This window comes from Candidatus Gracilibacteria bacterium, from assembly GCA_041658685.1.
GTDB lineage: Bacteria > Patescibacteriota > Gracilibacteria > UBA1369 > UBA12473 > JBAZZS01.
Map to the genome: position 1 here is coordinate 167,591 of JBAZZS010000002.1, position 12,975 is coordinate 180,565.

Sequence of the window (12,975 nt, forward strand, 5' to 3'; positions counted from 1 at the left end):
AAGGAAAAGCATTTAACAATCACTCAACATGCCCCTGGAGACAAAACGATCCCACAAAACAGGACGTATTCTTGTTTGTATTGCCTTGATTTACTTTATGGTTCTCCCTGCAATTATTGTATGGTTTTTTAGGCCTACGCACCTCTGGTCCCCAGAAACTTTTTATGAATATACGCAAACTTATTATGTATGGTTTGCTACTGTCCATCCGTGGATCCTTGTTTTGTTCCCATTCCTAATTGTAATCCTCAACTACAATCAGTATATATCCATTTCCTTAAATGCGTTGCTGCTTGTCATTTCACTTTCCGCTGTTTTATCTTTGATTTTTAAAATTTTACTTAAAAAGATTAAAAGATTTGATATCGGATATTCGTGGGCATTCATTCTTTTTCTAATTCTATCAATCCTTTCATCCTTTCTATTCAATCGTTTTACGTATAAATACCCTGCCACGGACTGGTATTCCTGGTCGTTGGACGCGGCCTCAACCAATAATCCGAATTTATGTCTAGAAAAAGTGGAATCCCCTCTTCAAGAAGGCTACAACCAAAATTTATGCTTATTAAATGCGGCCTCCATAAGCGGAAACGTTGAATTTTGCTATAAAACATCGGATAAGGATTGCTTTATGCAATTAAAAGTTATTTCTAATTTTTCAAAAAAAGTTTGTGATAGCGATTATTCTTACCAATGCGTTGATGATGCTTGCGCAAACTCGGCTGACAGCTCATCTTGTTACGAAGACCTTAGGGAAGGTTCCTTCGACTCTCATATAAAAATTCTGGTCAAAGAAACTTCGGATACAAGTTTGTGTGAAATCCTTGCCGACACATCAGGTATTTATGAACCTGACGACTGCTATGCAAGCTTTTTCACGGACAAAGCGATGAAAACTTCCGATCCTTCCTGGTGTGATCAAATCAGTGACGATTCCATCTATAAACCAACTTGTTACGAATATGTAAATAATGCCGACATAAATTAAGTTTTACAATACCTCCCAAACCCCATGTTTTTGACGTAGCCTTTGAGTTCCAAATACGACAACGCGATGGTCATTTCGGAGATGGTGAGTTGCGTTTTTTCCAAAATTTCTTCGTTGGAAATGGGATGTCCGGACACATGTTGCCACACGAGTTTTTGAGCACGGGTGGTGAGTGGCGGTTCGCGTTTTTGGCGAACAGACGAGATCTCGCGTTGCAAAGGCAAAAATGGCTGTTCTCTCAATGCAGCCACCACGTCCTCGGGTGTCCGGACAAGGCGCGCCATATCATTGGCAATAAGATTCAAATTCCCTTTAAACGTTTCACGGAAAAGATCTCCGGGCGCGGCAAAAACATCTCGATTTTGCTCAAACGCAAACTTAGCAGTAATCAGGGCTCCTGATTTTTCCGGTGCCTCAACAATGAGCGTGCCCAACGAAAGTCCGCTGATGATTCGATTCCTCTGCGGGAAATGATGTTTTTGGCCCGGCATATTGGGGGGATATTCACTCACGATTGCCCCGCCTTTTTCAAGGATTTCTTGAGCTAAATCCATGTGTTCGGTTGGGTAAATTTCCGTGATTCCATTGCCCAATACCGCGATGGTTTTCCCATTATTTTTAAGCGTTGCCCGGTGCGCGATGGCATCAATCCCAAACGCCAAACCGCTCACAATGGTAAAGCCATAGCTCACCAATCCTTCCACAAAATAGTCGGTCAAACTTTTTCCATAGGGCGTATAGGCGCGCGTTCCCACGATGGCGATACATGCGCTTTTGAGTAAAAAAAGATCCCCGCGACCATACAATTGTTCCGGAGAATTTCGGATTTCTTTTAATAAAGGAGGGTAATCCGAATCGTTTTTTGGGATGATTGAATAATTCGTCATGCCCACACGCTAGCATGCGGAAGATGAACGATTTGTTAAAATAAAATGAATAAAAATGCGCGGTGATGCGTTTAGCGGGAGGTGCGGAGATTTTGAGGATATTTCCCATCCAAAAAGGGGATCATGATCCCCTTTTTGTCGTGAAGCGCGTACATGTTAGCGCGAACGATTTGATGGGCATATCCGAAAAAAATTCGCACCTCCCGCTTTAATAAGCGTCCACGAAAATGATATTTTATGCTACCATTCCCCCGTCAAAAATTAACTTTCCCCTATGCAATCCCAAAAAATCGGCAACGGCTACATGATTCGGCTTGAAAAAGGCGAAGAAATCGCAGAATCCCTCAAGCGTTTTTGCCAAGAAAAAGGCATTAAATCCGGTTCAATTTCCGGCATTGGGGCCACGGATAATATTTCCATCAAATATTACGATTTGGAACAAAAAAAATATGATTCCAAGCATTTTGGAGGAGAAAACTACGAGATTCTTTCCCTCAACGGCAATGTCTCCTTACTGAACAACGAGCCTTTCACGCATCTTCACATCACATTGGCCGATTCGCATCATCATGCGTTTGGTGGCCACCTCGAATCCGCAGTAATTTCCGTGACTTGCGAAATCGCGCTTCAAATGACGGATGCTCTCGTGCTCCGAAAACGCAACGAAGAATTTCAACTCAATTTCCTGGAGCTTTCATGAAAAAACAAGAAAAAATCGGAATTATTTTTATTCTAATCAGTGCGGCTTTAGTTGGGTTATTCCCGGTGGTGGTTAATCGAGTGACACAAACCGTTCCACCCATTACGTTTGCCGCGCTCTCTGCTCTTTTTGCCGCAGTGGGCTTATTTATTTATTCCGCATTGACCGGAAAACTTCACGAATTGAAACAAAAAAAAGCTTATTTCCCAGTGCTTATGGTAACGATTTTAATCGTCATTATTCCCTATACTTTATTCTCGATCGGGGCCAGCCAAACCTCGGGGATCAATTCGTCGATTCTTCCGCTCTCCGAAATTATATTCACCCTGATCGTCACTCCTTTTTTCGGAGAAAAAACAACGTTTAAGAAAATTTTTGGCGCCCTCGGAATTTTCGTGGGAGCTTTTTTCCTTTTATATAATGGAAGTTTTCAATTCAATCATGGAGATTTTTTAATCATTGCCAGTACAATCACCTATCCTTTTGGTAGTTTTTACACCAAAAAAGCCCTCAATTTGATTTCTCCGAGCATTATTCTTTGTGTGCGCTTTGCTTTGGGAGGACTTTTTATGCTCATGCTTGCACGTGTTTTTGAACCTGCCACCGATCTTACGGAAGTGTTTTCTTTGCATTGGGGTTCCCTTTTATTAACAGGTTTTGTTTTTCTTGGAATTGCCAAAATCATCAGCCATGAAGCCCTTAAACGACTGGATATTTCCAAGACAATTTCTCTCTTAATGACCTCCCCTCTGTTCAGCTTGATCATCTTAATTGTATTTTTTAAAGAGATCCCCTCTGCGTTTCAATGGATTGGAATTGGAGTGATGGCGATTGGGGTTTATTTTTCCATCAAAAGACCGTCTGTGGATCCGGCACTCACTAAATACGGCCCCGCTGTTTAATTAAAACTCCAGCGTTCTTCCCCGTTTAAAGTACGCCTGGCTCACCAACTCCACGCCGGGTTTATCCGTCACTTCGCCGATCACTTGTGCCGGGATGCTGTGTTTTCGTGCGATGGCAATGACCTCATTGGCCTCGGATTCATCCACAATGATCATCATGCCTACCCCCATATTCCAAGTTGTGTAAGCTTCTTCATCGTCCACATTTCCCAGTTTTTGAAGGGTTAACATGGCTTGATGCGCCGGGAATGGAGTGTCGATTTTTGCTCCGCGTTTCACTTTATTCAAAACCCTCATTAAACTCACGGGCAACCCGCCTCCGGTCACGTGCGCAATTCCTTTTACATGCACTCGCGTCTCCCCTTTTCGGAATCGACCGATCATATCCAAAATACATGCATGATAAATACCGGAAGGGATAAGAATCACCTCGCCCCACGAATTTCCTTCATTGAATTTGTAACGCGTCCAATGTTCGCCGTGCGTCTTTTTTAAAATATAACGCGCTAAAGAAATTCCACTGGCATGAAATCCGCGACTTTGAAGACCTACAATTTTGTCGTGCGGTTTGATTTGCATACCTGTGATCCATTTTTGCTTTTCAATAGCTCCGATAACTGAAGCGTTCCATACCATTCCTTTCACTTGATCCTTTAATTCCGAAATATCGCCCCCGGAAATCACAATGCTTTGCTCGCGACACGCCGCAGCCAAGCCTTCCATCAGGCGCGTGATGGCCATTTGATCAATGGTTTTAACATCCAACGTGCTGTTGACGGACAAAACCTCGGCCCCGGCTGAAACCGCGTCATTCGCCACCATAGCTAACAAATCCCAACCCAGTGTTTCGTAGCGATTCATGAGTTCCGCGATTTGCATTTTACTGCCAACTCCGTCGCTGTTGTGAACGAGTAAAAAATCACCGCAATCCAAAACTCCGGTGAATCCATCTTCTATGCGAATCGGCGCGCCGAACATGCCTTTTCGAGAAACGTGCGTGGACATTGCGAGCTCGTAAGCTTTTTTGGAAGCTGCAATTCCGGTTTCGATGTCGACGCCGGCTTTTTTATATGTGGTGCGAGGGCCTTGATATTTCATGGAATATTCATTAGGACGATCGCTCGGAAGAAAATTTTATTCGAATGGGAGCGAAACGCCTCAGATCATGAGTCGCTGGCGTTTCTTCCTTGAAAATTCTCATAAAACTTCCTTCTCTCGCAATCGTCTTATTAAGTATTAATGTCTGATTTCCGTAATCTCAATGTCCCCCACCTCTTTTTCGCTACTCTCGGCATGATCCGATTTGGGGTGCGCCTTGGTCGCAGGATGAATAAAGGCTTCGTGGTGCCGAATCCCGAGAGCCCATTCATCGGTGTGGTCTAATTCATACCCACTATTTTCTTTATCCGAAATGATGACGCCCTGATTCAAAATCAAAACCCGACGATGCATTTCATCCACCACCTCACGATTGTGGGTGGCCATGAGCACCGTGGTTCCGCTTTCATTCACTTTTTTTAAAATATCCAAAATCTGCTTGGTGTTCCAATAATCAAGATTGCCGGTGGGTTCGTCTGCGATGAGCAGTTTGGGACGATGCACCAAAGCGCGTGCAATCGCGGTGCGCTGACCTTCTCCTCCGGCAAGTTGATGCGGAAATTTATCCGAATGATCGATCATGCCCACCAAATCCAAAACTTCATACGTTCGTTCTTCGATGTCCCCGTCTTTCCATCCGCACACTTCTAACGCAAAGGCCGCGTTTTCGTACACAGTTTTATTTTCCAATAATTTATAATCCTGAAAAATCATACCCACTTTTCGACGGTATTCTTGCAAGGCCGAAGGCTTGAATTCCGTGATCTCATAGCCATCCACCGTGATGGATCCGCTGTCCATTCGGATACCCCCAATGAGTGCGTACAACAACGTCGATTTGCCTGCGCCGGACGGACCGACAATCGTCACAAATTCGCCGCCGTCGATCTCCAAATTGACGTGATCGAGCACTTTACGTTCGCCGTATTTTTTGACGATGTCGGTGAATTTAATCATGATATTTTCGATGCACCTCATGCAATTGCGGGTTGGTGAGGTGCGTGTAAATTTGAGTGGTGGTGATGGAGGAATGACCCAACATTTCCTGCACCGACCGAAGGTCTGCGCCGCGCGTCAACAAATGAGTTGCGAACGAGTGACGAAGAGTGTGAGGCGTAACTTTTTTTATAATACCAGCGAACACGGTGGTGCGTCGAACAATGTTTTCAATCGAGACCGTGGTGAGCCGAAATTTTTCACCGATTTCCAACCCATCGACCGCCCGATGACGACGCATATTGATAAAAAGCGGGCTCCAATTATCCTCACGCGATTTCAAGTAAAGCTCGAGCCATTCGGCGCAGCGGTCTGACAAAAAAACGATGCGTGGTTTTTTCCCTTTGCCTCGAACCATGAATTCTTTTCGCTTTAAATCCACCTGATTTCGATTAAGATTGGCGAGTTCGCTCACACGCAAGCCGGTGGAAAATAAAGTTTCCAAAATCGTGCGATCGCGAAGTCCGGTTTTGGTGTCCAACGGCACGGCCAGTAACAAACGTTCCACTTCTTCTCGCGTTAAAAATTCAACGGTGCGCTTGGGTGTTTTCCCGAGTTCAATTTTTTCCGGGGCGAGAGTGGGGATGTCGTTTTTAACCAAATATTTGAGAAAAGCGCGAAGTGCGATGAGGTGATAATTTTGCGTTTTAAGTGAAAGGGAATGGCCCGATTTTTTTCTAAGTTGCTTTTTTAATGTCGCGGCTTGAGCATTCTCCTCTTGAGGAAATCGATTCAAATACAAACGGTAGCGATGCACGAGGTCGAGGGTAATTTTATCCGGTTCAATGTCTCCGGCCCATGTCAAAAATCGCGTCAAATAATGATGATAATTTTCAATGGTTTTGACGGATTGTTGCTTACCGATTTCCGCGTGCTCGAGGAAACGAGTGATGAATTGAGAGAGGGGCATGAAGATATTGTACAAAATTTGTAACTTTCTTGTGGCTTTTTTTACAGATTAACGTTGCCTTTTATCTATTTTTATAGTATAATTATAGGATATTTTTTAACCTTTACTCTCTTGCCTTCCTCTTCATCTCTTCTCATCCAAGCCGTTATTGCCCAAGCAAAAGCCTCCCCTTTTCTTGATGCCGAGCGTATGAAAAAAATTGAAGAGATGGCCCCTAAAATGAATGAGGCTCAACTCAAAAATCTACAAAAAGCGATCCTGACTCTAGATCAAAATTCCTTGAATTTTATGAAAAAAGAACTTGAGTTTTGGCAAGATGTAGCCCGAGAATATAAGGTTTACAAAAACCAAAAACGCAAAGATGACGAAACTGAAGATCGCGCAAAAGAAGAAAAAACCATCGATGACCTTCTCAAAAATATTTAATATCTAAAACAAAAATACATGCCAAATCCTGAAGAATTCCATGCGGCCGAAGAAATCCAGGCCTTACGAACGAGCATCGATACTGAAGAACGGATCAAATCAAATTTGGCCGAAGTAACTCAAGGTCTACGAACGAGCATTGATGCCGCTCGACGAGTGGTTGCGGATGCTCCTGAGGTGGTTCTAAATGCGGCCATAAATAAAAAGGCCCAATTAAATAAAGCTGTGACGCGGGGGTTAGATGCAATCCCTGCAACTGCCATTGCCGGACCTTATGCTCCTATTTTAGCGTTAGGATCAACAATCTCCGGCGAAGTAGATGAGGCAAAGGGAAGTTCTGCTCCCAGGCCCGCCGTTGATCGATTTAAAGATGCTCTTTATCAATATGAGACTGTGGCGGATGGAATGAATAAAATCGCTGAGGCAGGGCAACCCATGCGTACAGCATTGGGATCCGTTGCGGCTCGTATGAATGAAGCAGAGACCCATATTAAGAAAGAAGGACTCGCCCTTATCGATAATGCCCTTTCTAAGGCAAGGGAAGAATTGACCCCATCAGAAAATCAACCGGCTACCCCTCAAGCTCCCGTTGCATCGCCGGAAACCAATCCCCCTTCAAACAGTTAAAAAAGGGATTACTTCCCAAGCAATCGATAGATCGTCTCCGCCACTTCGCCACGCGTCACCGCAGCACCGGGGTTAAAATTGCCGTCTCCATCCACATCCATCAGCCTATTATCCTTGGAATATTGAACATAGATTGCATACCAGGCGTCTTTTTCGGTGTCCGGATATAAACCGGTGATGGGATAATCGCCCAAATTCAAACCAAAGGCGCGCGTGAGAATTTTTAAAAATTCCACACGATTCAATGTTCCCCCCGGAAGATAAGTCCCATCGTCATAACCTTGAACGATATCCAGACTCAACGCGTAATTTAAATACGACACATACCAACTTCCTTTTTCCACATCACTGAAATCCGGAACACTCTCGTTGGTCGGAACTTCATATCCAAATCCCAACAACAACATTTTTAAAATTTCCACACGATTCACTTTTTGCTCCGCTCGAAATGTGCCGTCGTCATACCCGGTGATGATGCCTTCATCTTTTAAATATTCAATGGCCTCGGCGTATTCGTGCGCCTCACTCACATCTGAAAAAATCAAGCTCCCTTCCAAGTCATCGAGACGAACTCCATTATCATTCACGTCAAAAGTCGTTTCAACCCCTTTTACATATCCCACGAAACTCTGACTCGCTCCATCCCCGGGATAATCTCCCAAATAAACCGAACTTGCCGTGCGTGAGGTTCTCACATCGCACGTTGCTTTTTTCTCCCCATTCACATAAAGCTCCAATCCGCTTTGCGCCCCATATCCGATTTGAATTTCTTGCCATTCATATAAATCGAGCGAAGTCCCGCTTGAAATCGTATGCCAGCCGTCTCCGTGTGCACATTCGGAATCTATTGAAGGGGCGTAAAATTGATAATCAAGCTCCGCATTTTCATTGAGGCTGAGTAAAAAAGAACCGCTGGTTGGAGTTGTGTTCCCTTTCATATCCAAAATGGTTCCTATTTCCGAGGCGTCGTCGATATAGAGGTCCAATGTTAAATTCCCGTTTCGAGAAATGCCGTACAAATCGGATAAGTTTAAACCATAAGTGGCTCCCGTGGCATGATAAGCGTAGTCGCTCGGCCCTTCAACCGAGAATGTACTTCCCAAATAAAACTTAAGCGCTTCTTCCACATACACCCCCAATTCATTCATGACGGAAAGCGTTTCTTCATAATTTTCCAAATACGTGAGATAAGCGGAAACGTTATTTTTTAAATATTGCCCTGCGGTTCGATAAAAATTTACAATAATGATCACATTATCGTAATAGCGAACGAAATGAAGACTCCCGGCCTCGAGAGACCGATATTTAATGAGATCACTGGCGGTGGCGGACTCCGTATAATAAGAAAAATAATCCGCGCCTTCGGATTTCTTAATCCAATTTCCGTTCAAAAAATTGCCGGACGCGGCCCACAAATTGAATTGAAGTTGCGCTGCATTTTCAGAGGCCATGGGAAGAATGTAGGCATTGATCGTAGGCAATTCATCGCCAAATTCCGGGGCTTGGTCGAAAAGCGCTTCGTAAGTGACCTCAATCCCGGACGTGACGGTCATATTGCTGCGACTCACTTCTTGCCAAGTGGAATGATATTCAAGCCCGGAAAGATAACCCGGATCCGGAAAAAGATAATCAAGGTTGGTTTGAAGATCGCCCAATGTGACTACGGTTTCTCCTGTGGCCGCCTCGGTGGTTTGGAAAAATGAAAACGCTTGCGCCCCGGGGACGACCATGGAAAACGAAAATAAAAAAAGAACGAAAAAAGAGAAAAGTCGTAAGGATTGAAATGAAGAAAATATTTTTTGCATAATGAAAGGAAAATTCGGGGGAAAAAAGGCGGGAAGAAATACGGGATGCGTCACTTTGCGCCGCGTTGCGGCGCTGCGTGACTACTATAGCATTTTTTTAATTGTGAAGGTATTTTTTTAATAGCCTCATCAGATAGATTAAAAAGGTTATGATTTTCGATCGAGACCGCCAGTTCCAACACGAAGCCCTTTTATTGGCTCCTTACGGGATAAAAAGCCAGTTTTCCCGTGGACGCGAACACTCCGAGCCGGACGATCCGATGCGCACCCCGTTCCAAAAAGACCGCGACCGCATCATCCATTCTCGTGCGTTTCGCCGACTTAAAATGAAAACTCAAGTGTTTGTGGCCCACTATGGCGACCATTATCGAACCCGCCTCACCCACAGTATGGAAGTGGCGCAAATCAGTCGCGATGTGGCGCGCGCACTGGGTCTCAACGAAGATCTTGCCGAAACCATTGCCCTGGCACACGACCTTGGCCACACCCCTTTCGGGCATGCGGGAGAAGAAACCCTCAATCAATTGCTTCAGCCTTTCGGCCTGCGTTTTGAACACAATGAACAAAGTCGCCGTATCGTTGAAAAACTCGAATGCGTGTATCCGAATTTTTGCGGACTCAATCTCACGTTTGAGGTGCGACAAGGCCTCATGAAACACCAAACACCGTGGGACCAAAATCACAAAGAATTCAAAGGCGCGAGCCTCGAGGCGGCGGTCGTGAACCTCGCGGACGAAATCGCGTACACCAATCATGACGTGGACGATGGCCTGCGTTCCGGAATTTTAAAAGAACGTGACCTTGAACCGCTTGGGCTCTGGCAAAACGCCACTGAATTGGTTTTTAATCATTATGGAAGAATTTCCGACCCTTCGATCCGTTGGTCTCGCCTTGTGAGCCAAATGATCGGAGTCATGATTCAAGATCTTATCGCTCATTCATCCCAAAAAATCGACTCCGCACATTTAAAATCTCCGGAGGATGTTTATCGCAGTTCCGAATCGTGGATTTCTTTCAGCCCTAAACAAGCTCAGTTTAATCGAGAGATGCAATCGTTTTTAATGCAAAATCTTTATTTTCATCCTCGGGTTTTAAAACGTTCGCAAGACGGCCAAAAAATCCTCGAAAAATTATTTAAAACGTATCACAAAAATCCCGGAAAACTCCCGCTTGAAGCGCAACTTCTCATCCGATCCGGTGAAAAGCCGGAAATTGTGATTAAGGATTATATCGCCGGCATGACGGATGAGTTCGCAAAAAAATCATTGAAGGAAATGTAAAGAGGCGCTTGTAAGAATTCCTAAAATTTCATGTTAATATTGAATGGATTTTATTCTTTCTTTTCATCTTTTTTATGTCCAAAAAATATTATTTTATCGCTTTTTTACTTGCCCTCACTGCTTTTGGCGGGACGTTTTGGGCGTTGGAACGACAAAACACCTCAACTTCCGATCGCATCGAATCCAATGATGTGATCACGGAAGAAAATTCTACGGAAGAACAAGGCGCGATTTCTCGGGATGCGGTTTCTGAAATTCTTGCTCCGGCATGGACGGGGGTAATCTTGGCGGAAAATAATTATGAAGAAGGGGCCGAAGTGACCACTCGACAAGTAGCGTTTGAAAAAACAGCGACGTATTCCATGAACGCTTATTTGGGGTTCCCATCCGGAGGAAACACCCTCAAAACCCACGGGCTTTGTTATGATGAAAGTCTTGATCAAGGCTACATTGCCGGGATTATGACCTCCACGATCGCGGTGTTTAAAGGGGATGAGGTTACTTCTTATGTAGACACGGGATTGGGGGCTGGAGACTTTTTAATTAAAGATTTATTTTGCGACAATGGGGTGGTGTGGGTGGTGACGGACGGGGATGCGGTCAAAATCGATGGGAATTCCCTCGAAGTGGTGGGACAACTTACGCTTGAGCCTAATGGTTTTTCTTCTGCAACCTACTTTGATGCTAAAAATCAGCGAATTGTTTTCCCGATCCCGGATACGGCTTCGTACGATATTTACGATTCCGAAACCCTTGAAAAAATCGCTTCACTTCCCCTCAATCGAGGCGCCATTTTTACCATGGCGGATGGGAATTTTCTCACCCTGAATTATCCGGAAAAAAATGCGAACGGAGTTTATGAAGCTACGATTTTGGATGGGACCACACTTAAAGAAATCAACTCTTTTACCATTGAAGGCGGCGTGGGCGCCCTGGATGAAGCCTACGATCCCGTGCTGGAAGAATTATGGGTTTTAACACAGGGCGATCGCCTTGCGGTTTATGATTTGGCTCAACTCAAGGCCAAACCCATTGTCATTGATATTTCTGAAATTCCCGATGCCCATCGAATCGCTTTGACTCAAGATCAAGTCGTTGTTTTAACTGAAAAAGGATTTGATTATGAAGGGGCCAATGATTTCCGCGGAGGGATCGGGATCGTAGATCGCGACACTAAAAAAGTCACGGGCACGATTGAATTGCCGTCTCATCACGGAGCCATGGATCTCGATTTGGTGAACCATAAAGTTTATATCACCAATAACGGCGATAACTCGATCAGTCGAGTGGATCTTTCCACGCTTACTTTGGAAACCGTGATCGAGGCCGGGAGTTCAACGGAAAGTGGTGCGATTGCGAATGACGGGAGTCTTTTTCTCCGCAATCGGTTGGGGGGAAATTCGATCATGCATTTTGATCCGAATTCCGGGGATTTTACCGACATTCCCGTGCAATCGGCCTGGCCGGTGGGAGTGGTCTACAGCAAAAACCTGAATCAAGTTTTTACGTTCGACTTTTTGGGAAGTTCGGTGAGTTCCATTGATCCCGAAGCCAATGAAATCACTGCCACGTACAGCCTTGGCGTTCCGGACGGATCCACGGATGGTGTGGGAGATATGGCCTACGATTACACGCGCGATATCGTGTATGCCTCGATCCCGGAACAAAACATTGTCATGGTTCTGGACGCGGCCAGCGGGTCTGTGATCAAAAAAATTGAAATTGAAGATTACCTAACTGAGGGGAGTTATGCCGAATTGGGAGGGCCCGCCCAATTGGTGGTGGGAACGTATGAACCCTTGGCCAAACTTTTAGTTTACGTCAAAGAGGTGCACACGCTTTTTGTGTACGATGGGTTGAATGATTTTTCCCTTGAAAAAACCATTAACGTTGATACGGATTCGGATCCCATTTCCAGGGTCGCTCTCGAAAATTTCCCTTACGGAATGGAGGTGGATCAAACGTACGACCGCATTTATTTGGGACCCATGATCTACGATGCCAAAACATTTGAATTGCTCGGTAAATTAACCTATGGCCAAAGTGTTGCGGCCATCGATGTTGAGGATGGCATTTTATTCACCGTTTCCGTGAATGGCAAAAAGAACGATGAAGAAACCTTGTACGCGCTCGATTTTGGAGGTGATCTTTTGGGCCAAATGACGCTCAGCGAAAATCAATATGTTAAGCCGCGTTTTGCCTTTGATGCCACGCGTGGCGTTTTGTATGCGTTTTACATGGTGCCGTCCGAAGTGTGGATGATTGATCCTTTTGCGGAGTAAAATCGCTTCCCTTTGGACTCATTTTGTGCTAAAATTATTAGATTCCTAAAAAGAATCTTTGTTCCAAAAACAAA

12 protein-coding genes are annotated in these 12,975 nt (G+C 44.7%); 7 read left to right on the forward strand and 5 right to left on the reverse strand.

The window, feature by feature from the left end:
* Positions 1 to 28: 28 nt before the first annotated feature.
* The gene (locus WC882_03190) at positions 29 to 988 is read left to right on the forward strand and encodes a hypothetical protein (GenBank protein MFA5842652.1); all 960 of its coding nucleotides are present in this window, start codon (positions 29 to 31) and stop codon (positions 986 to 988) included.
* On the opposite strand, the gene dprA is transcribed toward WC882_03190, so the two are convergent.
* Positions 985 to 1,875 (reverse strand): DNA-processing protein DprA, encoded by an 891-nt coding sequence (gene dprA / locus WC882_03195; protein MFA5842653.1) that lies wholly within the window; start codon positions 1,873 to 1,875, stop codon positions 985 to 987. The two genes, WC882_03190 and dprA, sit on opposite strands and share 4 nt — an antisense overlap.
* Positions 1,876 to 2,149: 274 nt before the next feature.
* Here dprA and WC882_03200 point away from each other — a divergent pair, with 274 nt between their 5' ends.
* Together WC882_03200 and WC882_03205 are read left to right on the forward strand one after the other, a co-directional pair.
* Complete coding sequence (locus tag WC882_03200) at positions 2,150 to 2,611, forward strand: PPC domain-containing DNA-binding protein (protein MFA5842654.1); 462 nt, start codon at positions 2,150 to 2,152, stop codon at positions 2,609 to 2,611.
* Entirely contained in the window at positions 2,572 to 3,477 is a 906-nt protein-coding gene (locus WC882_03205) for a DMT family transporter (protein ID MFA5842655.1), read from the forward strand. Before WC882_03200 ends, WC882_03205 begins: the two co-directional genes overlap by 40 nt.
* Here the strand turns inward: WC882_03205 and purM are convergent, their stop codons facing one another.
* From purM to WC882_03220, 3 genes are all read right to left on the reverse strand, one after another.
* The gene (gene purM / locus WC882_03210; protein MFA5842656.1) at positions 3,478 to 4,575 is read right to left on the reverse strand and encodes a phosphoribosylformylglycinamidine cyclo-ligase; all 1,098 of its coding nucleotides are present in this window, start codon (positions 4,573 to 4,575) and stop codon (positions 3,478 to 3,480) included.
* A 138-nt stretch (positions 4,576 to 4,713) separates the two neighbouring features.
* On the reverse strand, positions 4,714 to 5,532 hold the full coding sequence (locus tag WC882_03215; GenBank protein MFA5842657.1) for an ATP-binding cassette domain-containing protein: 819 nt from the start codon (positions 5,530 to 5,532) through the stop codon (positions 4,714 to 4,716).
* The gene (locus WC882_03220) at positions 5,525 to 6,481 is read right to left on the reverse strand and encodes a tyrosine-type recombinase/integrase (protein MFA5842658.1); all 957 of its coding nucleotides are present in this window, start codon (positions 6,479 to 6,481) and stop codon (positions 5,525 to 5,527) included. The genes WC882_03215 and WC882_03220 overlap by 8 nt, the downstream gene beginning before the upstream one ends.
* A 111-nt stretch (positions 6,482 to 6,592) precedes the next feature.
* Here WC882_03220 and WC882_03225 point away from each other — a divergent pair, with 111 nt between their 5' ends.
* Complete coding sequence (locus WC882_03225; protein MFA5842659.1) at positions 6,593 to 6,907, forward strand: hypothetical protein; 315 nt, start codon at positions 6,593 to 6,595, stop codon at positions 6,905 to 6,907.
* Positions 6,908 to 6,925: 18 nt separating this feature from the next.
* The gene (locus WC882_03230; protein MFA5842660.1) at positions 6,926 to 7,534 is read left to right on the forward strand and encodes a hypothetical protein; all 609 of its coding nucleotides are present in this window, start codon (positions 6,926 to 6,928) and stop codon (positions 7,532 to 7,534) included.
* Between the two features lie 8 nt (positions 7,535 to 7,542).
* Here WC882_03230 and WC882_03235 read toward each other — a convergent pair whose 3' ends face one another.
* A complete protein-coding gene (locus WC882_03235; protein ID MFA5842661.1) occupies positions 7,543 to 9,264 on the reverse strand; it encodes an S-layer homology domain-containing protein in 1,722 nt (573 codons plus the stop codon).
* A gap of 224 nt (positions 9,265 to 9,488) precedes the next feature.
* Between WC882_03235 and WC882_03240 the strand changes: the two genes are divergently transcribed.
* Positions 9,489 to 10,619: a deoxyguanosinetriphosphate triphosphohydrolase gene (locus tag WC882_03240; protein MFA5842662.1), complete on the forward strand. Its 1,131-nt coding sequence runs from the start codon at positions 9,489 to 9,491 to the stop codon at positions 10,617 to 10,619.
* 74 nt (positions 10,620 to 10,693) lie between these two features.
* Complete coding sequence (locus WC882_03245; GenBank protein MFA5842663.1) at positions 10,694 to 12,901, forward strand: hypothetical protein; 2,208 nt, start codon at positions 10,694 to 10,696, stop codon at positions 12,899 to 12,901.
* Positions 12,902 to 12,975: the final 74 nt, after the last annotated feature.